A 25,090-nucleotide genomic window follows, 5' to 3' on the forward strand; every position below is an offset into this window, starting at 1 on the left:
GCCGGCGCACGGCGTTGTGGGCTGCCCGGCCGTGGCCCGCGCCGGACGTCGGGGAATGCCCGCAGGGCAAAAGGAGCCTTCATGGCTGAGTGCGAGGAGTCGCATGTCGCGTAGAGCTGTCGTCATCGGTGCGGGTCTGGCCGGCATGCTGGCCGCGGCGGCCCTGTCCGCCGTCGCGGACGAGGTGGTCGTGCTCGACCGCGACGACCTGCCCGAGGGGCCGGAGCACCGCAAGGGCCTGCCGCAGGGACGTCACGCGCATCTCCTCATGGCCGGCGGCCTGGCTTCCATGGAGAACCTCGTGCCGGGGGTGAGCATGCGCAAGCACCTGCTCGCCGCCGGTGCGCACGAGATACCGCTCGGCTCGGGCATGGTCGCCCTCACGCCCGAGGGGTGGTTCCGGCGCTGGCGCCACCCCGGACCGCGGATGCTGACCTGCACCCGGGCGCTGCTCGACTGGGCGGTGCGGGGGGCGGTGCTGGACAGCACCGGGGTGGTGATCCGCAAGGCGCGGGTGCTGGAGCTGACGGGGTCGCGGCAGCGGGTGACCGGGGTCCGTCTCTCGACGGCCGCCGGGGAGGAGGACCTCGCCGCCGACTTCGTGGTGGACGCGAGCGGACGCGGCTCGCGGATCGTGAACTGGCTGGCGCAGCTGGGCGTCGACGACGTGCGCGAGAAGACGGTGGACGCCGGCCTGGTGAACGCCACCCGTCTCTACCGCACTCCCGAGGGGGCCGGGCGCTTCCCCCTGACCATCGTGCAGTCCGACCCGTACCAGGGGCGGCCCGGCCGCAGCGGCATGGTGCTGCCGATCGAGGGCGACCGCTGGATGGTCAGCCTCGCCGGCACGCGGGGCGGTGGCGAACCGCCGTCCGACCCCGACGCGTTCCTGCGGTACACCCTGGAGCTGCCCGACCCCATCGTGGGCCGGCTGATCTCCGGCGCGGAGCCGCTCACCGACGTCCACGTCAGCCGCAGCACCAGCAATCACCGCCGGTACCTGGAGAAGGTGCGCTCCTGGCCCGAGCGCCTCGTCGTCCTCGGTGACGCGCTGGCCACGTTCAACCCGGCCTACGGGCAGGGCATGTCGGTGGCCGCGCTGGGCGCCCGGGAGCTGGACCGCGAGCTGCGGCGCTCCGGCCTCGACGCGCCCGGGCTCGCCCGGCGCGTGCAGCGGCGGACGGCCAGGCCGGTGGAGTCCGCGTGGACGATGGCGGTGAGCCAGGACGTCTGGTACCCCGGGACGCGCGGCGGCTCGCCCGGGATCGCCGACCGTCTGGTCACCGCCTACACCCGCCGCATGATCCGCACGGCGACCGGCTCGTACACGGCGGCGTCGGCCGTCTGGGACGTGATGAGCATGACGACGGGGCCGACGCGGCTGCTGCGGCCCTCGACGGTCCTGGCGACGCTGAGCGGGCCGCCGTTGCCGGCGGCGGTGGGGGCGCCGCTGACGGAGGACGAGCGGGCGGTCCTGCGGCGGCTGGACCGGACGGGACGCTGAGACCCGGGCGCTCCGATCCCGGGCGCTCCGCGCCGCGTGCTCCGCCGCCCGCCCCCGCGTGTCAGCCGGCGAACGCGGGCTGCAGGAGCCCCTTGCCCGCCCCCGGCACCACGAACAGCGACCCCGCCAGCGCGGGCGGCTCGCTCAGGCCCGTACGCGCCGTCGTGATGTACAGGTCGCCCAGCCCGGCCCCGCCGAACGCGCAGGCCGTCACCCGCGGCACCGGCAGCTCGATCACCCGGTCCAGCCGCCCGTCGGGCGTGTACCGCCGCACCGCCGCGCCCTCCCACAGGGCCACCCAGACACACCCGTCGGCGTCGACGGTCAGTCCGTCGGGGAAGCCCGCGCCGTCCTCGATCTCGGCGAGGGTGCGCCGCCCGGAGATCCGCCCGTCCGCGTGGTCGAAGACGTCGACGCGCCGGGTAGGCGTGTCGATGTAGTACATGAGCCGCCCGTCGGGGCTCCACCCCGTGCCGTTGCTGACGGCCACGTCGTCGAGCACGACCTCGGCCGAGCCGTCCCCGGTGACGCGGGACAGCGTGCCGCCCCCGGGCGCCTCGTCGTAGCGCATCGTGCCGGCCCACAGCGAGCCGTCCGGCGCGACGGCGGCGTCGTTGGCGCGGCGGCCGGGCACGGGCTCGCGGTGCAGCCAGCGGAAGCCGCCGTGGGAGTCGCCGTCGGGGTCGAGGAGACCGATGCCGTCGCGCAGGTTGAGCACCAGCCCGCCCCCGGCCCGCGGCTTGACCGCACCCACGTGCTGTTCCGTCCGGCGGACCGTGCGACGCCCGGTGGCCGGGTCGTACGTGTGCACCCGGCAGCCGAGGATGTCGATCCACAGCAGCCGGCCGGCCGCCGCGTCCCAGGTCGGCCCCTCGCCGAGCTCGGCCTCGGCCCGTACGGCGACCTCGTACGGCGTCGTCATGCCAGGCTCCGGTGGCCGAGGTGCTCGGACAGCTCGGCGGCGCCCTTCGCGGCGAGCTGCTCCAGCTCGGCGCGGCGCTCCTCGCTCCAGCGGATCATGGGCACGGAGATCGACAGGGCGGCGACGACCTGGCCGGTGCGGTCGCGCACCGGCGCGGCCACGCAGCTCACGTCCGGGTTGGACTCGCGGTTCTCGACCGCGATGCCCCGCTCACGGATCTCGGCCAGGGTCTCGCGCAGGGCGGCCGGGTCGGTGATGCTGTTGGGGGTCATCGCGACCAGCTTGGCGCCGTCGGGGAGCCGCGCGGCGAGCTCGTGCTCGGGAAGGGAGGCCAGCAGCATCTTGCCGACGGAGGTGCAGTGGGCGGGCAGCCTGCGCCCGGCCGCCGACACCATCCGCACGGCGTGCGTGGAGTCGACCTTGGCGATGTAGATGACGTCCGTGTCCTCGAGGATCGCCACGTGCACCGTCTCGTCGCAGGTCTCGGCGACGGACCGGGCGACGAGCTGCCCCTCGGCCGCGAGGTCGAGCTGCTCGGCGTAACGGGCGCCGAGCTGGTACGGGCGTACACCGAGCCGGTAGCGTCCGGGCTGGCCGGGCACGGGGACGATGTACTTCCGGGCGGCGAGCGTGGTCACCAGCTCGTGCACGGTCGTGCGCGGCAGCTGGAGCTTGCGCACGATGTCGGGGGCGGAGAGCGTTCCGTCCCCGTCGAGGAAGAGCTCGAGAATGTCGAGAGCCCGGGTCACGGCTGGTACGAGGCGTCCCACGACCGGCCCCCTCCCTATATGTCTCAGGCGCCTGTGTTTCGAGATATCAACGTTCGAGATATCAACAGGCGATCGGCATGACGAACACAGGCTAGCCACAGAGGTTTGCCCGGGCAATGGGCAGAGGCCGGCGGGCGGAAACCCGTGAGCACACCACAGACACGTGGCGTGCACATTAAAGTGCCCTGTGTGCGACACGTCACAGGTGTCGCAAGGGTGGGGGGAATCTCTGTGCGTGACATGACCATGGGCTCGAACGTGTCTCTGACGGCCCTGAGCGAGAACACCGGATCCGCGATCGTGAGCCTGGGCTGGTCCAGCCCGACCGGTGAGGGCGACGCCGACGTGTCCGTTCTGCTGCTGGGCGCGGACGGCAAGGTACGCAGCGACGCCGACTTCTACTTCTACAACAACCCGGTGGCCGCCGACGGCAGTGTGCAGCTCCTCGGCAAGGAGCCGACGGGGGACGGCAGCGAGGACCGGATCAGCTTCGACCTGACCGCGGTCCCGGCCGAGGTGGAGCGGATCGTCGTGGCCGCGAGCCGCTACGAAGGCGCGCGCTTCGGCGAGCTGGACGACGTGCGGGTCACGCTGGCCGACGCGGTGGGCGAGGGCCTCCTCCGGTTCGTCATCGAGGATCCCGGCCAGGTGAGCGCGATCATCTTCGGTGAGCTGTACCGGCGGGGAGAGGAGTGGAAGTTCCGGGCCGTCGGACAGGGCTACGAGAGCGGGCTGGCGGGACTGGCGACGGACTTCGGCGTCGACATCGAGGACGACGAGGCGGAGTCCGCGGCGGCGATCGCGGAGCAACCCGCCGCCCCCGGGCCCGATGCCCAGCAGCGAGCGGCGCTGGAGGCAGTCCCCGCACCGCGTCCGCCGGCCGACGAGGAAGCCGCCCCGAAGAAGCGGACGGCCAGGCCCCGGACGGCGAAGGCGAGGGTCACGCCGCCCAGGGCGCCCGCGAAGAGCCTCGCCGAGAACGAGTCCTGGAGACAGGCACGACTCTTCCCGGTCTCGGCGCTCAAGGGCGACCGGGACCGGGAGATGCGCGCCACGTCGGTCCTGTTGTCGGTGATGGCCCAGGTGCCCCGGTTCGGCAGGCGGATCACCGCCCCGTTCGGCGCACCATCCGGCCGCATGGAGACGTTCACCGAGGTCTCCCTGCCGCACGGTGACACGCCTCGGCGTCCCGACGGAGTGATCCGCGTCGAGCGCGCCGGCAAGTTGTGGACGGCACTCGTCGAGACCAAGACCAACGGCAACGCCCTCAAGTCCGAGCAGGTCCAGGCCTATATGGACATCGCCGCCCGGCGCGGCTACGAGGCCGTGATCACCCTGTCGAACGACGTAGCCCTGGAGGGCAGCCCGCTGGTCGACGTCAAGATCGACCGGCGGCGCAAGCACCAGGTGGCGCTCTGGCACCTGTCCTGGGCCGAAGTCGCCCACCAGGCCCAGATGCTGATCCGGCACGAAGGCGTCGGCAACGCGGCCCGCACCTGGCTGCTCCAGGATCTTCTGCACTACCTCCAGCACGACAACTCCGGCTGCCACGGCTTCCAGAACATGGGCTCGGCCTGGGTGCCGGTGCGCAACGGCATCGACGACGAGACCCTCTGCCAGGGCGACTCGCGCGCCCTGGAGGTCGTCGAGAGCTGGGAACGGCTCATCCGCCAGGTGTGTCTGCGGCTGGGCGGCGAACTCGGGCAGAAGGTGCTGCCCGCCCAGCGCACCAGGCGCGGCACCGATCCCGGGGCCCGCCGCGCCCGCCTGGCGGACCAGCTGTGCGTGGAGGGCAGGCTCCAGGCCGAGCTGCGCGTCGAGGGCGCGCCCGGCCTGCTCGGCATCAGCGCGGATCTGCGCACCGCCAAGCTGCGCACCTCCGTGGAGATCCCGGCTCCCGAGCAGGGCTATCCCCTGACCTGGGCCAAGCGTCTGATCCGCCGTCTCGCCGAGGCCCCGGCGGACCTGCACGTCGAGACGCTGGTGGAGGGCGAGGCGGGTGGTCCCCGGGGCACGCTGGAGCGGCTGCGCCCCGAACCGGCCGATCTGCTCCCCAAGGACAGCGCCACCCGCATCACCGGCTTCCGCCTGTCCCTCTTCAAGGGCATGGGCAGTGGCCGGGGCAACGCGGAGTCCGGCTTCATCCGCAGCGTCGACGACGCCGTGCACCGTTTCTACACCTCGGTGGTGGTCCACCTGGACGCTCCCGCATCCGGGCGTGCTGCGGCGAAGGAGCGGGCCACGGTGTGACGGCGCGGCGGCGGTGAGCCCCGCCGGGCGCACCGGCCCGGCTCACCGCCGCCCCCGCACCACCCCCAGCTCCCCCCGCAGCCGCTGCGCCCGCAGCACCAGTTCCAGTTCGAAGCGGCGGTCGGGGTCGTCGATCTCGTCGCCCCACAGTTCGCGGATCTGGCGGAGCCGGTAGCGGACGGTCTGGGGGTGGACGCCGAGCCGGGCCGCGACCTCGGGTGCTCCGCCCCGGGTCTCCAGCCAGGCCAGGAGGGTTTCCGCGAGGCGGCGGCCGTGGGTGGGGCCGCAGTGGGTGAGGGGGGCCAGGCATCTCAGGGCCAGGTCGTCGATGAGTTCCTCGGGCTGGAGGAGGACCAGCGCCTCGGTGTGCTCGGTGCAGTAGAGGACCTCGCCGGTGGGGAGCAGGTCCCGTTCCATGAGGCGTACGGCGGCCTCGGCCCAGCGCAGCGACTTCGCCGCGTCGGTGAGCGGGACCGGCGGGCCGATCGCGCCGGACCAGCCGGCCAGGGCCCGGTGCAGGAGTTCGGGGCGGCCTGCCGCGTCCGGCTCGGGCACGACCATGCGGGGCTGCTCGTACTCCATGTCGAGCAGCACGCCCTGGCCGACCGCGGGGGCCATGGCCTCCCGGGCGGGGCGCAGCAGGACGCCGACCGCGACCTTCTCGGGTAAGGGCCAGCCGATCCGGGCGGCGCGTTCGGTGAAGGCCTCGGTGGGGTCGCCGCGGTGGTGCTCGGCCAGCAGGAGTTCCATCAAGCGGCGTTGCAGGCGCAGGCGTTCCCCGGCCTGGCGGGCCGCGGCCTCGGCGTACCCGCGTACGGACTGGTCGACCAGGCCGTCCAGGTACTCGTAGCCCGCGTCGACGAGTTCGTACATCGCCGGCGGCGGGATCTCCACGCGCTGGCCGATGTCGGCGAAGCGGCGCCAGGCCAGGCGTACGCCCATGCGGTAGATGGCCTGGAGTGAGTCGAGCGAGCGGCCGTTGAGGCCCTCGCCGCGGCCGAAGTCCTGGAAGACACCGGGCGGGACGGTGGGCCGGCCCTCCGAGTGCTCCAGGTGCTGCACGAAGACCTCGATGGCGCGGCGGATGCCGACCAGGGCCATGGGCTCGCCTGAGTCGTCGAGGACGACGGGCAGATGGGGGTACTCGCGCTGGATCTCGCTGAGGATCTCCTCGGCGAGCGCGGGCGCCTCGGCCATGGCGATCGCCGCGAACCGGCGCACCTGGAAGCGCGGTACGTCGTGCCAGGCCGAGCGAGACGTGACGGTTCCGGTGCGGGCGGCCGTCACGGTCAACTCCCCTGCCCGGCCTGCTCGTAGGTGATCAGGGGGGTGTTCGGCTGGTCGGGCGTGGCTTCGAGCAGCGCGACGACGCCCAGCGCGGCGCCCACGGCAAGGGCGGCGGCGAGCGCGACGGTCAGCGCGGCAGCGAGCAGTCTCGACATCGCAGGGTCAGCCTCTCTGTCCGGATTCGTCCGGAGATCGTCCGGAGGTTGTCCCCACCCCGGCATCCCGTCCCTGCCTGTCGCGCCCAGTCTCGACAAGCATTGACACCCCGTCAAGAGCGGCCTACGGTTCCCGGCCCAGCCGCACACGCGCTGTTTCCCGCCGTGCCGGCCCTCTCGTACGTCGAGCCGTCCCAAGCCACTGGAGTGCCCGGATGCGCCGTACAACCTCTCCTTTTTCCCTGGTCCTGCTGGGTCTCGGCACGTTCCTGCTGGTGCTGGCGCCCCTGCTGGCCTGGTACGTCCAGCCGCGTGCCGCGGTGAACCCGATCGACATCGACACGACCGCCGTCTACACCGGCCGGGGCAGCGTCTTCGACACTGACCGGATCGAGACGGTCCCCGACCGGAAGATCACGGTGACCCAGCGGGTACGGGGCAACGTCGAGGACAGCGAACGCAGCGGCAACGCCGTCTGGGACGTGACGACCACGGTCGACACGGACAAGTCGCTGCCGGCCGCCGACCCGCACGATGCCCTGGACTTCACGCCGCACCGCTGGGTGATGGACCGCAAGACCACCCGGCCCGTGCACTGCTGCGGGGAGAAGCCGTACATCGAGGGCGAGGCCTATCTGAAGTTCCCCTTCGACGTGCAGAAACGCTCGTACCAGTGGTGGGACAACACGCTCGGCGACACGGTCGTCCTGCGCTACGACGGCACCGAGAAGATCCAGGGCTACACGGGCTACAAGTTCACCGGCTCCGTGCCGCCGACCAGGACCGGCACGCGGATGGTGCCCGGCAGCCTCGTCGACCAGCCGGGCCGGCCGCAGGTGCTGGCCGAGGAGTGGTACTCCAACCACGGCTTCGAGCTGGTCGTCGACCAGGCCACGGGCCGCGTGATCTACGCGCAGACCGGACCGAAGCGGACCCTGCGGGCGCCGGGCGGGAAGAAGGACGCGGCGGTGCTGCTGGACAGCCGGAAGATCTCGTTCACGACCGGGACGCAGAAGGAGGCCGTACGGCAGGCGAAGCGCGACAGCGGCCAACTGCGCCTGGTCGGCACGACGTTGCCGATCGGGGCCGGTGTGGCGGGTGTGGTGCTCGCGGCGGTGGGTGGCGTTCTGGTGGCGCGTGGGCGGAAGGAGCCGGAGCAGCCCGCTCCGTCCGATACGTCCGGTACGCCCCAGCCCACCCTCACGATGTGATGTGACGTCAGCTCTAACAAAGCCCGAAATTGTCACGCCGGTGAGTAGCCGTGGAGAACGTCCGGGCGAAAACTGTCCAACCCCACCCGAGCACAACCCGTCCACACTCCCCTCCCAGGAAGGGCTCAGGCCCCCACAGCCAGACCCCCCAGAGCCACACCTTCCCCACGCTGAGTTCCGCACCCCGAGACGAGTTGGAGCACCCATGCCCCAGCACGTACCGTCCTCGCTGCATACCGCGTCCCCCAGCGCGGAGCAGCATCTTCCGGCGCTCCCCCCACATCCGCGCCGGATCGTCTTCCTCGCCCATCGCGATCTGGACAACCCGTCCGCCGGCGGCTCCGAGCTGCTGGTCGACAAGCTCGCCGACGGCCTGACCCGGCTCGGCCACCAGGTCACCCTGCTGTGCGGGGGCCCCGCGGCCTTCCGGGACTACCGGGTCGTGTCGGCGGGCGGCCCGTACGGGCACTATCTGCGCGCCCGGTCCGCCTTCACCCGTCAGGTCGGTGACTGCGATCTGCTGGTCGAGGTGTGCAACGGCATGCCGTACCTGGCGCCGCTGTGGCACCCCGGGCCCACGCTGTGCCTGGTCAACCACGTCCACACCGACCTGTGGAAGATGCGCTTCGGCGGGCCGCTGGCGCCGGCCGCGCGGATCGGCCGAAGACTCGAGCACTGGGCACTGACCGGGGCCCAGCAGCGCAGTCTGCTGGTCGCGGTCTCCTCCTCCACCGCGCACGCCCTGCGCGCGATCGGCGTGGAGCGGGACCGGATCCGGGTCGTGCACAACGGGGTCGAGGAGCCGGGGCCGCGGGCCGAGCGGTCCCCCGAGCCGTTGTTCGTCGCCGTCGGCCGGCTTGTCGAGTACAAGCGGATCGATCTGCTGCTGCGGCTGTGGGAGCGGGTGCGGCCCGTCACCGGCGGGCGGCTGGTCATCGTCGGGGACGGTCCCGAGCGGGCACGGCTGGAACAACTCGCCGGTCCCGGGGTGGAGTTCACCGGATACGTGTCGGAAGCCGAGAAGCACCGGCTGCTATGCGCGGCCTGGTTGCTGCTGCATCCCTCCGCCGTGGAGGGATGGGGTCTGGTCGTGACGGAGGCCGCGGCGCGACAGACGCCGACCGTGGCGTTCGACGTGCCGGGGCTCAAGGACTCCGTGGTGGACGGTGAGACCGGGGTACTGGCGCGCGGTGAGTCGTCGTTCGCGGCGGCGTGGTGCGCGCTGGCCCTGTCCGGGCGGGACCGGGAGTTGATGGGGAAGGCCGCGCAGGACCGGGCCGCTTCGTATCGGTGGGACCGGACCGTGCGGCAGTTTCGGGTGGTGGCCGCGGAGGCGGTGAGGGGCTGGGAGCCGTGACGTCGCCCCTGCGCCGTGTCGGTGACGTCGTGTCGCGTGTGCGGGTCACGCGTGGCTGGTCGCGCAGTTCCCCGCGCCCCTCCACAGGCGATTCCCCGCACCCCGACGTGAAGGATCCCTCCCTTCGGCGCTCCCTCGCCCTGTTCCGGGCCTTCCTCCACGAGCAGGACGATCCCGAAAGCTGCTACTCGCTGCTCGCCCGGGACGCCGTCGATCAGGTGGAGGCGTACGACGGGCCCGTTGCCGGGCGTACCGTCGTCGACGTCGGCGGCGGCAGCGGCTACTTCACCGAGGAGTTCCGGCGACGCGGAGCACACGCGCTTCTCTTCGAGCCGGACATGGCCGAACTCGGCGAGAAGCCCCCGGACTCGGCCGTCGTCGCCGACGGATACCTGCTGCCCCTCCGGGACGGTGCCGCAGACGTCACCTTCTCCTCGAACGTGCTGGAGCACGTGGCCGACCCGGAGACGTTCCTGAGCGAGCTGGCCCGGGTGACGCGGCCCGGCGGGCTGATCTACGTGTCGTTCACCAACTGGCTGTCGCCGTGGGGCGGGCACGAGTGGGCCCCGTGGCACTACTTCGGTGCGGAGCGGGCCCGGGCCCGCTATCTGCGGCGGACCGGCAGGCCCGCCAAGCACACGCTCGGCGAGAACCTGTTCGCGGTGCACATCGGATCCACCCTGCGGCAGGTGCGTGCCCGGGACGACGTCACGGTCGTCTCGGCGCGCTCCCGCTACTGGCCGTTCCTCGCGGAAGCCGTCGTCAAGGCGCCCGGCATCCGTGAATTCGCCACCTGGAACCTCCTCCTCATCCTGCGGCGGTGTCCTCCATGACAACCACGGTCCAGGCTCCTCCACCGGCAGCCGTCCCCACCACCGCGACCGCGGCGGGTCCGCCCGAGGGCCCGCGGTCGCGGCGCTGGCTGCTGGGCTTCTGGGCCGTGGTGTTCGTGCTGTTCCTGGCCGTGCAGCCAGGACGGCAGACCTTCGACACCAAGCTCGGTGTGACGGTCGACCCGGGTCAGTTCCTCGCCGACCTGGGGCAGTTGTGGCACGACCGGGCCGGGTTCGGCGGGATCCAGGACCAGTACGTCGGCTATCTGTGGCCGATGCTGCCGTTCTACTGGCTGTGCGACCTCGTACGACTTCCGGTGTGGCTGGCGGAGCGGCTGTGGATGTCGTTGATCGTGTCCGTCGCCTTCTGGGGTGCGCTGCGGCTGGCCGAGCGGCTGCGCGTGGGCAGTGGCGCCTCCCGGCTGCTGGGGGCCGTGGCGTACGCGCTGTGGCCGGTGTTCACCACCGTGATCGGGTCGACGTCGGCTGCCGCGCTACCCGGCGCGTTCCTGCCGTGGGTGCTGCTGCCGCTGACGAACGAGCGGTACGCCGCCCGGGTCGCGGCCCTGCGGTCGGCGCTGCTGGTGCCGTTCATGGGCGGCGTGAACGCCTCGGCGACGCTGGCGTCCCTGCTGCCGGCCGGGCTGTATCTGCTGTCCCGGCCGCCCGGGCCACGGCAGCGCAAGCTGATCGCCTGGTGGGCTCCGGCCGTGCTCGTGGTGACGGCCTGGTGGTGGGTGCCGCTGCTGCTGCTCGGGGTCTACGGCGAGAACTTCCTCCCCTATATAGAGACGTCGCAGACGACGACGGACACCATGTCGGCGACCGAGGCGCTGCGCGGCGCCGGGAACTGGGTCGCCTATCTGCACTTCGGTGAGGCGTGGCTGCCCGCGGGGTGGGCCGTGGCCTCGTCGGTCGTCGTGATCGTGTGCTCGGCGCTCGCGGCCGGGCTCGGCCTCGCCGGGCTCGCCCGGCGGGACATGCCCGAGCGGCGGTGGCTGGTGCTGACGGTGCTCGTCGCGGCGCTGGTGCTGCTCGCCGGGTACGGCGGCGCGTTCGGGGCGCCGTTCCACGGGGTCGTGCAGGGCTGGCTGGACGGGTGGCTGTCGCCGTTCCGGAACATCTACAAGTTCCAGACGGGCCTGGCGCTGGCGTTCGTGCTGGGCCTGGCCCATCTGGTGGGCGTGGCCGCCGAGCCGCGCGGGGCCCGCCCGCTGCGCGGACGGCGCTTCGCCCCGCTGGTCGCGGCGGTGCTGATCCTGCCGGGGCTGCTGTGGCCGTACCTCAACGGCTCGATCCTCAATCCGGGTTCCTTCCAGAAGCTCCCCGCCTACTGGCAGGCCACGGCCGACTGGCTGGAGAAGTACTCGCCCGACTCCCGCGCCCTGGTCGTCCCGGCGACCGCGCACGGCATCTACACCTGGGGCTCGCCCATCGACCAGCCGCTCGACGTGCTCGCCGAGTCGCGGTGGGCGCAGCGCGACTACGTCCCGTTCGGCACGCCCGGCAACCGGCGCGCCATGGACGCCGTCGAGCAGGCGCTGCTGTCCGGTGCCGAAGTCCCGGGGCTGGCCGACTACTTGAGCCGGGCGGGGCTGTACTACGTCGTCGTACGCAATGATCTCGACCCGGACCAGATCGGCCATGTGCCGACGGCGACCGTCAAGCGCACCCTGGAACAGTCGGGGTACGAGCGCGTGACGGGGCTGGGGCCGGTGATGACCGGCGGGCGGATCGCGCACGACGCCCCGCTCCAGGTCGAGGGGCTGTACCCGCGGCAACGGGCGGTGGAGATCTACCGGCCGGCCGGGCAGGAGGTGCTCCGGCCCGGGCAGGCCGGACTCATGCCGGTCTCCGACACGGCCGTGGTGTCCGGCGGCCCGGAGGCGCTGCTGCCGCTGGCGTCCCGGCTGCGCGGGCGGGCGACCGTCCTGACCGGCGACAACCACCCGGGGCTCGGCACCCCGGCGGTGCAGGTGGTGGGCGACGGGATGCGGCGCGCCGACACCCGGTTCGGCGTGGTCAACGCCGGTACGTCGTACACGTACACGCGCGACGAGCGCAACGCCCCCGACGCCCAGCAGGACCCGGGCGAGAAGCCGCGCCAGATCCTGCCGACCGAGGGCGCGGACCACCAGACGGTGGCCGAACTGCGCGGCGCCCGCTCGGTGACGGCCTCCTCGTACGGCAACTGGCTCTTCCACCTGCCGCAGTACGACCCCGTGAACGCCTTCGACGGCAACCCGGACACGGCGTGGACGGAGGGCGCGCCGGACACGCCGGACGGGCAGTGGCTGCGCATCGGCTTCACCGGCTCCTACGACATGCCGTCCTCCTTCAAGGTCACGCCGTTGCCGCAGGAGAGCGTGCGGGCGGCGGCGACGAAGGTGCGGGTGGAGACGGAGAAGGGCGAGCGGACGAGCTTCCTGCGGCCCAACGGCACGGCGCAGAACGTCAGGGCGCCCGAGGGCGGCACGCGGTGGATGAAGCTGACGATCGTGGACTCGGTGGAGCGCCGGGCCGGGCTCACGGGCGCGGGCTTCTCCGAGATCGACCTGCCGGACGTGCAGGTGACGCGCCTGCTGCGGCTCCCGGCGGACGCGGCCGACGCGACCGCGGACGCCACGGTCGTCTCCCTGCACCGGACCTCCGACCCGACCGGCCTCTCCGCGACCGGCACCGAGGCCGGCCTGCACCGCCGCTTCACGACACCGGCCGCCGGGACGTACGAGGTGACGGCGAGCGCGGTGCCCGTGCCGGGCGAGGAACTCGACCGGCTGCTCTACGAGGTCGCACCCGAGCAGCAGTCCCGGATCGTCGCCACCGCCGACTCCACGGCGAGCCTCGGCGCGGGCCTCACGGCCCGCAACCTCACCGACGGCGACCTGACGACGGCGTGGATCGCGGGCGACCGGCCGGTGATCCACCTGAGCTGGGATGGCAAGCAGCCGGTCGGCGAACTGGTCCTGGCCCCCGCGGGCGGCCTGTCCACGCGCGCGTCCCAGGTGCACATCAGCTCCCCGGACGGCGCGACGATCGCCGGCGTCGACGAGAACGGCTGGGTCCGCTTCCCGCCGATCACCACGGACCGGCTCGACATCACGATCACCGAGACCGCCCCGCTGACGCTGCACAACCCGGTCGCCGACGAGGATCTGCGGCTCCCGGTGGGCCTCACGGAGGCGTACATCCCCTCTCTCGACCAGTACCGCACCCCGCAGCCGGACGGCACCCGGAAGTTCTCGCTGCCGTGCGGGAAGGGGCCCGACGTGGCGCTGGACGGCGAGCTGTACCGGACGAGCGCCAAGGGCACCGTGCGGGACCTGGTGGAACGGCGGCCCGTCGAGGTGACGCTCTGTCAGCAGAACAGGAAGGACGCCGAGGTGGAGCTGGCCTCGGGCGACCACCGGCTGGAGGGCGGCGACGCCGGCCCGCTGACGCTGACGGACGTCGAACTGACCCGCGGGACGGTCCCGGAGGCCGCCGCGGCCGGGCGTGAGCTGCGGGTCCGGGACTGGCTGGGCGACCAGCGCCAGGTGACGGTCGGCTCGGGCGCTGCCTCCTACCTCACGACGTACGAGAACTACAACGACGGCTGGAAGGCCACCCTCAACGGCAAGGAGCTCACCCCGCTGCGGCTGGACGGCTGGCAGCAGGGCTGGCGGATCCCGGCCGGGGCGGGCGGCACGGTCAAGCTGTCCTACGAACCGGCCACCACGTACGACGCCGGGCTGATCGGCAGCGGCGCCGGCATCGCGGTGCTGCTGGGCCTGGCACTCTGGCGCCGCCGCGCCCCCAACCCCGACGCACCGCAACCGGCCCCGCCGCTGCCCGGCCTGTGGCTCGGCACGGTGGCGCTGACGCTGGTCGCAGCGGTGATCGCGGGCTGGCCGGCGCTGCTGGTCCCGGCGCTGGCGCTGCTCGCGGCCCGGCGGCACGCGCTGCTGGTGCCGATCGCGTTCGTGGCGCTGGCGGGAGCGGGGGTCGTTGCCGCGTTCGGGGCCGGGGAGCCGGTGGGCGCGGGCGCGGGTGCGTTCGGCCGTACGGCCCAGCTGCTGGCGCTGATCGGCCTGTTCGCGGGCCTGGTGAGTCTGCGCGAACCGGAGAAGGGCGAGCCCGTATGACGACACCGGTACGCATCCCGTTCCCGGTGGTGGACGAGGTGTCCCGGCACTGCCTCCAGGAGGAGGAGCCGGAAACGGTCCACATCGAGGTCCACCTCCCCGGCCCGGTCGACCAGACCCGGTTGCGCAAGGCGTTCACGGAGGCCCTGCACCGGCATCCGCGGATCCTGATGCGCGAGGCGAAGGGGCCGTGGTACCGGCGCCGCTACGAGTGGGAGCTGACGCCGGAGCCCGATGTGGAGGTGGTGGCCTTCCCCCCGGCGGGGCCGCGCGCGCTGCAGGACGCCAGGACCCGGGCCCTGGCGGAGGCGCCACCGCTGTCGTTGTCGCCGCCGATACGGCTCGAAGTGGTGGGCTCGGTCCTCTTCCTCACCATCAACCACACCGCTCTCGACGGCCCGGCCTGCCTCCGCGTCCTGGCCACGGCCGCCGAACTCTACGGAGGCAGGGACAACGCTCCGGCGGCACCCCCGGTCCGCCCCGCGGAGCCCCGGCAGGAACCCCCGGACACCCCGGCCAACTGGTCACCCCCCGCCCGGGTGGCACCAGGCACCCCGGACCCCTCCCCCGGCAACGGCATGCTCGTCACCGAGCTCCCCCTCCCCCACCGCCCCAAGGGCTCCCCCTACACCGTCAACGACCAGCTCATGGTGACCACGGCCCTGACCATCGCCCACTGGAACAGGGAGCACGGCGCCCGACCCCGCCCCCTCCGCATCACCATGCCGGTGGACGACCGCCCCCGGGACACGACGATGCCCATCGGCAACGGCACCCGCCTGGTGGAAGTCCCCTTCTCACCAGCCGAGTTGGACCACCCGGACATGTCCGGCCTCCTCCGGCGCACCGCGGAGCGGACCCGCGCGCTGAAGTCCCTGCCCCGCCCCCAACTGGGCCACGGCGCCGCCCTCCTCACCGCCCCCTGGGCCCCCGTCGCCGCCCGTGCCGCCCTGACCCGCGCCCTGCGCCGGGCCGCCGCGCCGTGGACGTCGACGACCCTGCTCAGCAACATCGGCCGTATCCCGTACCCCCTGGACTTCGGCGAGGAGACGGGCCGCGCGCACGCGGTCTGGTTCTCGGCGCCGGCCCGGATGCCGCGCGGCCTCACCGTGACCACCGCCTCCACCGCCGGCCGCCTCCACTTGGCACTGCGCTGGTCCCGGGCCCTGCTCAGCCACGGCGACGGTGCCCACCTCCGCGACCTGTTCGAGCACTATCTGCACACCACGGAGGTGACCCCGTGACGACCACCACCGGCCCCCCGCCCTCCGGCCTTCGGGACTTCTACGAGAACCCGGCCGTCCCCGTCGCCTCCGGCACCCCGCGCAGCCTCCGCCAGGCCCGCATGCTGGCCCGGGCGCTCGGCCCGGCGGGCCGAAAGCCGCGGACGATCCTCGACATCGGCTGCGGGGACGGCACCGCCGCCGCCACCGCCGCCCCGCTCCTGCCCGGCCACCGCGTCATCGGCGTCGACTGGTCCCAGGACGCCCTGCGGCGCGCCCGCACCCGCATCCCGTACGCGGTCCGAGGTGAACTCAGCGGCGGTGGACTGCCGTTCGCGCCGGAGTCGGCCGACGCCGTGCTGTTCAGCGAGGTGATCGAGCATCTCGTCGACCCGGACGCGGCGCTCGACGAGATCCGCCGGATCCTGCGGCCCGGCGGGCATCTGATGCTGTCCACGCCGAATCTGGCCGCCTGGTACAACCGCGCCCTGCTGCTCGCCGGCGTCCAGCCGGTCTTCTCGGAGGTCAGCCTGCGCGGCATCCACGGCCGCCCGGGCACGGAGGTCGTGGGCCATCTGCGCCTGTACACCGCCCGCGCGCTGCGGGAGTTCGTCACCGCGTCCGGATTCACGGTCGTACGGCTTGAAGGCGCCCCCTTCCACGGCGTGCCGCGCCCGCTGCGGCCGCTGGACCGGCTGGCCTGTGCCCGGCCGCAGCTCGCGTCGATCCTGCTGCTGCACGCCAGGAGGACGTAGCCCATGTGGTGGGGAGTGGCCGCGGCCCTGCTGGCGAACACCCTGTACAGCCTGGGCTTCGTGCTGGAGAAACGGGCGCTCACCGCGCTGCCCGAGGTGACGATCCGGCAGCCGGCCCGGCTGTTGCGCCTGGTCCTCGGCAGCCCCCTGTGGATCGGCGGCTCCCTCGCCCTCGCGGCCGGGTTCGCCGCGCAGCTCGTCGTGTACCGCACCCTCCCGATCGCCGCCGCGCAGGGCATCTTCGTCTCCGGCCTGGTGCTGCTGGTGCTGCTGTCGGCCCGGCTTCTCGGGGAGGAGACGAGCGGCCGGGAGCGGTACGCACTGGGTGCGATCCTGCTCGCGCTGCTGATGGTCGTGCTGTCGCTGCGCGAGGGCTCGGACACCGTCAGCCAGGAGGCGCCGTACCAGTTGATCCTGCTGGTGTGCGTGCCGTCCCTGGCGGCCGGGCTGTGGCTGTACGGCTCCGCCGAGCGGCGGGCCCGCAACCGGCACCGGCGGCCCACGACCGGCGTCGAGTACGGCGTGGCCGTGGGGCTGCTGTACGGCGTCAGTTCGCTGGCCATCAAGGGCGTGTCGAGTCATCTGACGACCAGCGGGATCGGCGGTGCGGTGCTGGACCTGCTGAGCTCCCCGTATCCGTATCTGCTGCTGTTCACCGGGGTGTTCGGCCTGGTGATGTCACAGGCCGCGCTCCAGCGCTGCCGGGCCTCGCTGATCGTGCCGGTGTGCACGACCGTGACGTCCCTGTTCACGGCGGTGCTCGGCACGCTGTCGTTCGGCGAGGCCCTGCCGGACGAGCCGCTGCGGCTCGCGCTGCGGGTGGCGGGCACGGCCCTGGCGGTCGCCGTGCTGCTGACCATGCCGAAGCACGACCCTGCTCCCCAACCCACCGCACCAGCCAAGGAGTTGGCCTCCCCATGAAGCCCGACGACCCGCTGCTGAAGATCCTGGCGTGCCCGCTCGACAAGGGGCCGCTGCATCTGCTGGCCGAGGATGCCGAGCAGGAGGAGGCGCTGTACAACCCGCGGCTGCGCCGCCGCTATCCGATCGTCGACGGCATTCCGCAACTGCTGCCGTCCTCCGGCGAGCAGGTCTCGGACGACGAGCACGAGGAACTTCTCCAGAGGATGACCCCATGACCAGCCTGGCCGCCCGCCTCGCCCCCTTCCTGCCCACCCGCCTGGTGGCCGCGACGGCCCGGGCGCTCTACCCCCGGTTCGAACCGGAGCTGGCCCGGCTCGCCGAGCTGTGCCCGCCAAACTGCGGTACGGCGGTGGACGTCGGCGGCTGGTACGGGCCCTGGACGCACCGGCTGTCCGGCCTGGCCGAGCACGTCGTGACGATCGAACCCGTGCCCCATCTGGCCCGTCTGCTGGCCGCCGCCGTCCCGCCGAACGTACGCGTGATCCGTGCCGCGGCCTCGGACCGCCCGGGCATCGCCCGCCTGTGGCTGCCGTCGGACGACTCGGGCGACCGGGGCGTGTCGTCGCTGGTGCGGCGCGACATCCACGGCCGGGCGCTGGACGTCCCCTGCGTCACGCTGGACGAGCTGGGCCTGCGGAACGTCGGCTTCATCAAGATCGACGTGGACGGCAACGAGTCGGCGGTCCTGCGCGGGGCGACGGGCCTGCTGGCCCGCGACCGGCCCGCCCTGTTCGTGGAGCTGGAGTCCCGCATCCAGCCGATCGCCCCGGTGGTGACCTACCTGTCCCTGCTGGGATACGACGGCTGGGTCCTGCCCGGCGACAAGTGGGTGCCGCTGACGAAGTTCCCCCTGGAGGAGCACCAGGCGGACGCCTCCTACGTCGTCTCGCACGGTCTGCTGCGCCGCGTCCTGCCGTCCGACGTCCTGCGCGGCCCTCGCTACGTCAACTCGGTCCTCTTCCTCCCGGACGGCCGCCGCCCGGGCACCGCGCCGGTGGGCGACGATGGTTCCCATGCCCTCCGGAAAGCGCCCCGCTAGCCCCTTCACACCGCTCGACTTCCAGCTGGTGCTGCTGCGCCGCATGGCCGACCACAACCCCGGCCCGGTGGAGGACGCCCGGCGCGAGCTGGGGGTCTCCCTCGCGGACATGCGCGAGGCCAACAAGCGCTGGCAGGCGATGGTCCGCTCCCCGCGGTCGCGCTCACCCCTGTCCCGCTACCGCTCGGTGCTGGGCGAACCCGAGTCCCGTACCGCCCGCCGGATCGGCGACCTCGACTGCGAGGCCTGGCTCTGGCCCGTGCCGCTCTGGCGCGACCTGCGCTTCGAGGTGCTGACCGCCCCGAACGGCGCGGTGTGGAACGAGTGGCTGGTCCGCGCCCCGGGCGCCGCGGGGCCCGGGCTGCGCACGCTCGACGATCTCACCCCCTGGTCCTGCACGGTCGACGAGGCGGCCCGCGCCTTCGCCCCGGCCCGTCCCCTTCAGGGCACGGCCCCGACCCGCTGGGGACTGACGTTCACCGCGCCGGACGCGCAGGGGGCGCGGTGGGAGGTCGTCGCGGAGTTCACCTGGGGGCTGTTGCAGCGGGTGGCCGTCACCGGCCGTCAGGACTGAGGGGGCTCCTGGGCCTCGTCGGGCCGCCGGGCCTTCGCGGGCACGCAGCGACACGCGAGGCCCGCGGCGGCCAGGTAGGCCAAGGCCCCGATGAGCATGCTGGTGCGGATCCCGGTGCCGTAGTCGGTGGCGGAGGCGAGCAGGCTGCCGCCGAGAGCGACGCCGGTGGCACTGCCGATCTGGCGGGTGGTGTTGAACAGGGCGGAGGCGGCCCCCGAGTACGCCTCGGGGGCGGCGCCCATCACGGTGGTGGTCGAGCCGGTGAGGGCGAAGGACGTACCGAATCCCGCGGCCATCATCGGGGCCACCAGCAGGGCGTAGGCCGGGTCGGCGCCCGCCGCGGCCCAGGCAGCCAGCCCCAGGGCGGCCAGCAGCATCCCGGAGACCACCAGCGGACGGTCGCCGGTACGGCGGGCGAGCCGCCCGGACAGGACGGAGGCGAACATGGTCATCGCCACCGCCGGGAACAGTGCGAGTCCGGTGCCGAGGGCGCTGTAGCCGCGCTGGTGCTGGAACTCCAGGCTGGCGGTGAACACCATGCCGTAGAAACCGAAGTTGAACAGCAGGCCGACGGCGGCCCCGCCGCTCATGGCGCGGGAGCGCAGCAGGGCGAGCGGGAGGACCGGGGACCGGGCGAACCGCTCGCGCACCACGAACGCCACGGCGGCCAGCAGGGACGCGCCCGCACCGGCGAGCACGGCCGGATCGGTCCAGCCCCGCCGTCCGGCCTCGTTGAGCGCCCCGGTCAGCAGCGCCACCGCCGCCACGACCGCGCACTGCGCCGGCCAGTCCAGGGCCCGGCCGGCGCGCCGGGGCGAGCGGGCCACGTACCGCAGCGTCAGCACCAGGCAGACCACGCCGACGGGCAGGTTGACGAGGAACACCCAGCGCCAGCCCGCCGTCGAGACGAGCAGCCCGCCCAGCAGCGGCCCGGCCGAGGCCGCGATGCCCGCCATGGAACCCCAGAGCCCGAAGGCCCGCGAGCGTGCGGCCCGCTCGGGATAGGCCTGCTGGAGCAGGGCCAGGGAACCGGGCACGATCAGCGCCGCGCCCAGCCCCTCCACGAGCCGGGCCACCACCAGGAACAGCGCGCCGGGGGCGAGCGCGCACGCCGCGGAGGACACGGTGAACACCGCCACGCCCGAGCAGAACACCCGGCGGTTGCCGAGCCGGTCCCCCAGCGCCCCACCGGTCAGCAGGAACCCGGCGAAGACCAGGGTGTACCCGTCGGTGATCCACTGGATGCCGGTGAGCGAGGCCGACAGCTCCCGCCCGATCACCGGCACGGCGACGTTGATGACCGTCACGTCCAGGATCACCATGAAGTACCCGGCGCACACCGCGAGCAGCGGTGCCCAGGACCGTCGCTCGGAGGGCATGGCCCTACCACTACACCAAAAGCCGCACGGAAGGGCCCATGGCCCACCGGTCGCCGACCGGTGCCGCAAAAGCCCAGGAACAGCGGGGGGAATCAATTGCTCCGCACCGGCCGCGGCACTGCGCCGGCAGCGCCCGGCGGGATCAGCCGGCGGCGGCCAGGACCGCCTCGACCACCCTCGGCACGGACTCCGGGTGCAGCCGCAGGAACAGGTTCGGCTCGATCAGCTCCAGCTCCATCACCCACGGCTGCCCGTCCGGCCCGGTGACGAGGTCCACTCGCGCGTACAGCAGCTCCGACCGACCGGGGACGGCGGCCAGCGCCCGCTCGGCGACGTCGAGTTCGGCGGCGACCGGCTCCCAGGGCCGGAGGTTCGGGTGGGCGACCTTCTCGGCGTCGTACGGTGTGCCCGGCGCAAGGACCGCGCCCTTGCGGCTGGCGTGCAGCAGGCGTCCGCCGAAGAACTGCAGGGCCCGCTCGCCGTGCGTGTCGATGCTGGTCAGGTAGGGCTGGAGCATGACCGTGAAGCCCTCGGCGTGCATCCGCTCGACCTGGCGTACGGCGGCGTCCCGCTCCCCGGCGGGGTAGCGGGCGGCGTACCGGGCCCCCGCCCCCGAGGTGGGCTTCAGGACGTACTCGTGGTCGGCGGGCAGCTCGACGGGATCGCCGGGCGCGAAGTAGCGGGTCGGTACGGCGGGCACCCCGGCCTCGGCGAGCCGGCCCAGATACCTCTTGTCGGCGTTCCACCGCACGACGTCCACCGGGTTGGCCAGCCGCGTCACCGTCCCGCACCGCTCGGCCCACGCCGTGAACTCCCCGGCCCGCCAGCTGTAGTCCCAGGTGGACCGTATGAGGGCCAGGTCGTAGCCGGCCCAGTCGGCCGACGGGTCGTCCCAGTGGACGGCGGCCGCCTCGGCCCCGGCCTCCCGCAGCGCGTCCACCAGCACCGGCAGATCCTGGTCCTTGCTCTGCACGCCACCGGGGTCGTAGGTGACGAGCGCTATGCGCGGGGTGCCGGCCACGGCGACTCCATCCTCGGACGAACGATCGATTCGATTCCGGCGCAGGCTAACAATTGCGCGCGGAACCACGACACCGTGTTTGACCTTCACCTTCGGTGAAGCCCCAGCATCGGTGGCGGAACCAGGAAGCGCGAGGAACGCGCGGAGCGCAGGGGAATCGCATGGACGTCTCGCACGGGGATCGCAATGGGGATCGCAACGAGGATCGCATGGACATGCTGACGATCGGCGCGTTCGCGAAGGCGTGCCGGCTCTCGCCCAAGGCGCTGCGCCTGTACGACGAGCTGGACCTGCTGCGGCCCGCCCGGGTGGACCCGGACACCGGATACCGGTACTACGCGGTCGGGCAGCTGGAGCAGGCCCGGCTGGTGGCGTGGCTGCGGCGGCTGGGCATGCCGCTGGCCGAGATCCGCCAGGTGTGCCGGCTCCACGACCGCGACTCCACGGCCGCCGCCCGGGAGATCCGCGCCTACTGGGCGCGTGTCGAGGCGCAGACGGCGGTACGGCGGGACCTCGCCGCGTTCCTGGTCGATCACCTGACGGCGGACTCGGACGAGTCCGGAAAGGACACCGCCATGCTGGAACTGCGTTACTCCGCCCACTCGGACACCGGTCGCGTCCGCCCTGCCAACCAGGACACGGCATACGCCGGCACCCGGCTGCTCGCCGTCGCCGACGGCTTCGGACCGGGGGGCGCGCCCGCGAGCGGCGCCGCCGTGGAGGCACTGCGCTTCCTGGACACGGACGAGGTCCCGGCCGGCGGGGTCCTCGACCTCCTGGAGGACGCGGTGCGGGGCGCGTCCCAGGCCGTCCGGGACGTGGCCGGCGGCGCCGACGACATCGGCACGACCCTGACCGCCCTGCTGTGGACGGGCTCACGGCTGGCCCTGGTGCACATCGGCGACTCCCGCGCCTACCTGCTGCGCGACGGGGAGCTGTTCCTCATCACCCACGACCACACGGTCGTCCAGTCGATGATCGACGAGGGCCGTCTGACGCCCGAGGAGGCCGTCTCCCACCCCCAGCGGTCCTTCCTCCTGAAGGCCCTGACGGGCGACGGGGCCACGACGATCCCGGACCTCCGCCTGCACGACACGCTCCCGGGCGATCGTTACCTGCTGTGCTCCGACGGCCTGACCGGTGTGGTCCCCGAGGACCGGATCCGGGAGCTCCTCGCCTACCCGGCCGCCCCCGGCGAAACGGTTCAGGCCCTGGTCACGGCGGCGAACGAGGCCGGCGGTCCGGACAACGTCAGCTGCGTGGTGGCGGACGTGGTGGAGCGGCAAGAGGGCGCGGCCACCGCCTAGGTCGTGTCCGCAAAGTCCCGTCGTCCGCCCGGAGGGCGGGCCCCGCGGCGTCTGGTGCGTGCTCTCGGCGTGCCGGGCGGAGACCCTCGTACTGGATGTACTTGGGGCTTCGCCCGGTGCGGCGAGAGCATGTGCCAGGCGTCGCGGGGCAGGCGGGACTTTGCGGACACGACCTAGGACTCCTCGGACTCCTCCGGCTCCCAGTCCAGCAACCGCACCTTCGCCACCGTGCGGACGTGCCGTCGCATGGCCGTGGCCGCCTGGCGTGGCTGCTGTGCGGCGATCGCGTCGAGGATGGCCTGGTGCTGGGAGAGGGAGCGGGACGGGCGGCCGGGCTGGCGGAGGGACTCGGTGCGGCTCTCGGCGATCTGCTCGGCGATGGAGCGCATGAACTCCGCGAGCAGAGCGCTGTGGGCCGCCGCCGTCACGGCCGCGTGGAACAGCCGGTCGCCCTCGACGCCGTGCCCGCCCGCCGCGATCTCCTCGGACATGTGCGCGAGCGCCGAGCGCATCGCGGTCAGGTCCTCCTCCGAGCGCCGCTCCGCGGCCAGTTCGGCGAGCTTCGTCTCCAGCGCCTCCCGGGCCTCCAGGACATCGGGCAGGCGCCGGCGGCGTTCCACCATCCGATCGACCGGCTCGGTGTCGAGGCTGTCGCGCACGAGGTAGGTGCCACCCCCGTGCCGGGCCTCCACCAGGCCCTGGACCTCCAGCACCACGATCGCCTGCTTCACCGAGGCACGGCTCACTCCGAGCCGCTGGGCCAGATCGCGCTCGGGCGGCAGCCGGTCGCCGGCGCGCAGGCCGCCCTCGGCGACGTACTGACGCAGCCGCTCCAGCACCTGTTCGTAGAGGCGCTGTTTGGCCATGGGGCGCAGGGCGTCGGTCACGGAGTCCCCCTCTCGCCGGGAGCGTAACACCGGCACCTCACGGTGGCCGAGTGGCTGAACCAATTCTTACGCACCCCCTTGACGGACGCCCGGGCCGCACCCACGCTGTTCAGCCAACGCACCTCAAGTGGCTCAGCCACTCGGCCACTCTCCTGGTGCTCCCAGCCGCTCCGGGGCCCAAAGACGGGAGCCCGTATGTCCCCCGAACTCATCTCGATCCTCGTCCTCGTCGTGGTGTTCGTCATCGCCACCACCCGTTCCGTCAACATGGGCGCGCTCGCCTTCGCCGCCGCCTTCGGGGTCGGCGGGCTCGTCGCCGATCTCGACGCGGACGGCATCTTCGCCGGCTTCCCCGGTGACCTGTTCGTCGTCCTGGTCGGCGTCACGTACCTCTTCGCGATCGCCCGCGCCAACGGCACCACCGACTGGCTGGTGCACGCCGCCGTCCGGCTCGTGCGGGGACGGGTGGCGCTCATCCCCTGGGTGATGTTCGCGCTGACCGGCGCGCTCACGGCGATCGGCGCGGTCAGTCCGGCCGCGGTGGCGATCGTCGCCCCGATCGCCCTGAGCTTCGCCGCCCGGTACGGGATCAGCCCGCTGCTGATGGGCGCGATGGTCGTGCACGGCGCCCAGGCCGGCGGCTTCTCGCCCATCAGCATCTACGGCTCGATCGTCAACGGCATCGTGGAACGCGAGAAGCTCCCCGGCAACGAGGTGGTGCTGTTCCTGTCGTCCCTCGCGGCGAACCTGGTCATCGCTGCGGTGGTGTTCGTGGTGTGCGGGGGCCTGAAACTGCGCGGGGACATGGCTGCGGGCGATCGTGCCGCCGGTGCGGCACGGGTGGGCGACGGGGGTCCCGCCTCTTCGAGCGAAGCCGGGAACTCAGGGGAGGCACCTCACTCCGCCGGGCTGCGGACCGCCCCGGCCCCAGCAGCCACGCCGGGCACGGAAACGACCGGCCTCACTCCCTCCCGCATCGCAACCCTCGCCTCTCTCCTGGCCCTGGTGGTCGCCGTCCTCGTCTTCGACCTGGACGCCGGCCTCACCGCCATCACCCTCGCCGTCGTCCTCAGCACGCTGTGGCCGGAGGACAGCCGCAAGGCGACCGGCCAGATCGCCTGGCCGACCGTCCTCCTCATCTGCGGCGTCCTCACCTACATAGGCGTCCTCGACGAGATGGGCACCATCACCTGGGCGGGCGAGGGCGTGGGCGGCATCGGCATCCCCCTGCTCGCCGCGGTCCTGCTCTGCTACATCGGCGCACTCGTCTCGGCCTTCGCCTCCTCCGTGGGCATCATGGGCGCCCTGATCCCCCTGGCCGTGCCGTTCCTGGAACGGGGCGAGATCGGCGCGATCGGCATGGTCGCCGCGCTCGCCGTCTCGGCGACCGTCGTGGACGTGAGCCCGTTCTCCACGAACGGCGCACTCGTCCTGGCCGCCGCGCCGGACGTGGACCGTGAGCGTTTCTTCCGGCAGTTGATGGTGTACGGAGGGATCGTGGTGGCGGTCGTACCGGCGGCGGCGTGGCTGGTGATGGTCGTGCCCGGGTGGGGATAGACAGCCCCCAC

21 protein-coding genes are annotated in these 25,090 nt (G+C 73.0%); 14 read left to right on the plus strand and 7 right to left on the minus strand.

What is annotated here, in order from left to right; all coding sequences use genetic code 11:
• Positions 1-103 precede the first annotated feature (103 nt).
• Complete coding sequence (locus ACH4G3_RS07195; RefSeq protein WP_397623552.1) at positions 104-1,504, plus strand: FAD-dependent oxidoreductase; 1,401 nt, start codon at positions 104-106, stop codon at positions 1,502-1,504.
• A gap of 61 nt (positions 1,505-1,565) precedes the next feature.
• Here ACH4G3_RS07195 and ACH4G3_RS07200 read toward each other — a convergent pair whose 3' ends face one another.
• Both ACH4G3_RS07200 and ACH4G3_RS07205 read right to left on the minus strand, forming a co-directional pair.
• Positions 1,566-2,426, minus strand: a complete 861-nt coding sequence (locus ACH4G3_RS07200; protein WP_397623553.1) for an SMP-30/gluconolactonase/LRE family protein — start codon at positions 2,424-2,426, stop codon at positions 1,566-1,568.
• Entirely contained in the window at positions 2,423-3,196 is a 774-nt protein-coding gene (locus tag ACH4G3_RS07205; RefSeq protein WP_397623554.1) for an IclR family transcriptional regulator, read from the minus strand. Before ACH4G3_RS07205 ends, ACH4G3_RS07200 begins: the two co-directional genes overlap by 4 nt.
• Positions 3,197-3,436: 240 nt before the next feature.
• Between ACH4G3_RS07205 and ACH4G3_RS07210 the strand changes: the two genes are divergently transcribed.
• Positions 3,437-5,446, plus strand: coding sequence for a TerD family protein (locus ACH4G3_RS07210; RefSeq protein ID WP_397624083.1), 2,010 nt, complete (start codon positions 3,437-3,439; stop codon positions 5,444-5,446).
• 42 nt (positions 5,447-5,488) lie between these two features.
• Here ACH4G3_RS07210 and ACH4G3_RS07215 read toward each other — a convergent pair whose 3' ends face one another.
• Together ACH4G3_RS07215 and ACH4G3_RS07220 are read right to left on the minus strand one after the other, a co-directional pair.
• Entirely contained in the window at positions 5,489-6,733 is a 1,245-nt protein-coding gene (locus tag ACH4G3_RS07215; protein ID WP_397623555.1) for a PucR family transcriptional regulator, read from the minus strand.
• 2 nt (positions 6,734-6,735) lie between these two features.
• Positions 6,736-6,888 carry a hypothetical protein gene (locus ACH4G3_RS07220; RefSeq protein ID WP_010042314.1) on the minus strand — a complete coding sequence of 51 codons (153 nt, stop codon included), beginning with the start codon at positions 6,886-6,888 and terminating at the stop codon, positions 6,736-6,738.
• A gap of 215 nt (positions 6,889-7,103) precedes the next feature.
• On the opposite strand from ACH4G3_RS07220, the gene ACH4G3_RS07225 reads away from it, so the two are divergent.
• The 10 genes from ACH4G3_RS07225 to ACH4G3_RS07270 all read left to right on the plus strand — a co-directional run bounded on the left by ACH4G3_RS07225 (position 7,104) and on the right by ACH4G3_RS07270 (position 18,928).
• Positions 7,104-8,099: a cell envelope lipid trafficking protein PgfA gene (locus ACH4G3_RS07225; protein WP_397623556.1), complete on the plus strand. Its 996-nt coding sequence runs from the start codon at positions 7,104-7,106 to the stop codon at positions 8,097-8,099.
• Between the two features lie 205 nt (positions 8,100-8,304).
• Positions 8,305-9,456, plus strand: a complete 1,152-nt coding sequence (locus ACH4G3_RS07230; protein ID WP_397623557.1) for a glycosyltransferase family 4 protein — start codon at positions 8,305-8,307, stop codon at positions 9,454-9,456.
• Positions 9,457-9,563: 107 nt separating this feature from the next.
• Entirely contained in the window at positions 9,564-10,289 is a 726-nt protein-coding gene (locus tag ACH4G3_RS07235) for a class I SAM-dependent methyltransferase (RefSeq protein WP_397624084.1), read from the plus strand.
• Positions 10,286-14,413, plus strand: a complete 4,128-nt coding sequence (locus ACH4G3_RS07240; protein WP_397623558.1) for an alpha-(1->3)-arabinofuranosyltransferase — start codon at positions 10,286-10,288, stop codon at positions 14,411-14,413. Before ACH4G3_RS07235 ends, ACH4G3_RS07240 begins: the two co-directional genes overlap by 4 nt.
• Positions 14,410-15,657 carry a condensation protein gene (locus ACH4G3_RS07245; protein WP_397623559.1) on the plus strand — a complete coding sequence of 416 codons (1,248 nt, stop codon included), beginning with the start codon at positions 14,410-14,412 and terminating at the stop codon, positions 15,655-15,657. The genes ACH4G3_RS07240 and ACH4G3_RS07245 overlap by 4 nt, the downstream gene beginning before the upstream one ends.
• Positions 15,654-16,391 carry a class I SAM-dependent methyltransferase gene (locus ACH4G3_RS07250; protein WP_397623560.1) on the plus strand — a complete coding sequence of 246 codons (738 nt, stop codon included), beginning with the start codon at positions 15,654-15,656 and terminating at the stop codon, positions 16,389-16,391. The genes ACH4G3_RS07245 and ACH4G3_RS07250 overlap by 4 nt, the downstream gene beginning before the upstream one ends.
• Positions 16,392-16,406: 15 nt before the next feature.
• Positions 16,407-17,312, plus strand: a complete 906-nt coding sequence (locus ACH4G3_RS07255) for a hypothetical protein (protein ID WP_397624085.1) — start codon at positions 16,407-16,409, stop codon at positions 17,310-17,312.
• Positions 17,309-17,530, plus strand: coding sequence for a Trm112 family protein (locus ACH4G3_RS07260; RefSeq protein WP_354735478.1), 222 nt, complete (start codon positions 17,309-17,311; stop codon positions 17,528-17,530). Before ACH4G3_RS07255 ends, ACH4G3_RS07260 begins: the two co-directional genes overlap by 4 nt.
• The gene (locus ACH4G3_RS07265; protein ID WP_397623561.1) at positions 17,527-18,354 is read left to right on the plus strand and encodes an FkbM family methyltransferase; all 828 of its coding nucleotides are present in this window, start codon (positions 17,527-17,529) and stop codon (positions 18,352-18,354) included. Before ACH4G3_RS07260 ends, ACH4G3_RS07265 begins: the two co-directional genes overlap by 4 nt.
• Positions 18,320-18,928 carry a hypothetical protein gene (locus tag ACH4G3_RS07270; RefSeq protein ID WP_397623562.1) on the plus strand — a complete coding sequence of 203 codons (609 nt, stop codon included), beginning with the start codon at positions 18,320-18,322 and terminating at the stop codon, positions 18,926-18,928. The genes ACH4G3_RS07265 and ACH4G3_RS07270 overlap by 35 nt, the downstream gene beginning before the upstream one ends.
• On the opposite strand, the gene ACH4G3_RS07275 is transcribed toward ACH4G3_RS07270, so the two are convergent.
• Positions 18,919-20,307 (minus strand): MFS transporter, encoded by a 1,389-nt coding sequence (locus ACH4G3_RS07275; protein ID WP_397623563.1) that lies wholly within the window; start codon positions 20,305-20,307, stop codon positions 18,919-18,921. The genes ACH4G3_RS07270 and ACH4G3_RS07275 overlap by 10 nt on opposite strands.
• A 142-nt stretch (positions 20,308-20,449) precedes the next feature.
• Positions 20,450-21,328: an ATP-grasp domain-containing protein gene (locus tag ACH4G3_RS07280; RefSeq protein WP_397623564.1), complete on the minus strand. Its 879-nt coding sequence runs from the start codon at positions 21,326-21,328 to the stop codon at positions 20,450-20,452.
• 209 nt (positions 21,329-21,537) lie between these two features.
• Here ACH4G3_RS07280 and ACH4G3_RS07285 point away from each other — a divergent pair, with 209 nt between their 5' ends.
• Positions 21,538-22,635, plus strand: coding sequence for a MerR family transcriptional regulator (locus ACH4G3_RS07285; RefSeq protein WP_397623565.1), 1,098 nt, complete (start codon positions 21,538-21,540; stop codon positions 22,633-22,635).
• 173 nt (positions 22,636-22,808) lie between these two features.
• Here ACH4G3_RS07285 and ACH4G3_RS07290 read toward each other — a convergent pair whose 3' ends face one another.
• Positions 22,809-23,522, minus strand: coding sequence for a FadR/GntR family transcriptional regulator (locus ACH4G3_RS07290; RefSeq protein ID WP_397623566.1), 714 nt, complete (start codon positions 23,520-23,522; stop codon positions 22,809-22,811).
• A 195-nt stretch (positions 23,523-23,717) separates the two neighbouring features.
• Between ACH4G3_RS07290 and ACH4G3_RS07295 the strand changes: the two genes are divergently transcribed.
• Positions 23,718-25,079, plus strand: a complete 1,362-nt coding sequence (locus ACH4G3_RS07295; protein WP_397623567.1) for an SLC13 family permease — start codon at positions 23,718-23,720, stop codon at positions 25,077-25,079.
• Positions 25,080-25,090: the final 11 nt, after the last annotated feature.

The sequence above is a fragment of the Streptomyces afghaniensis genome, assembly GCF_044327915.1.
Taxonomy (GTDB): Bacteria; Actinomycetota; Actinomycetes; order Streptomycetales; family Streptomycetaceae; genus Streptomyces; species Streptomyces afghaniensis.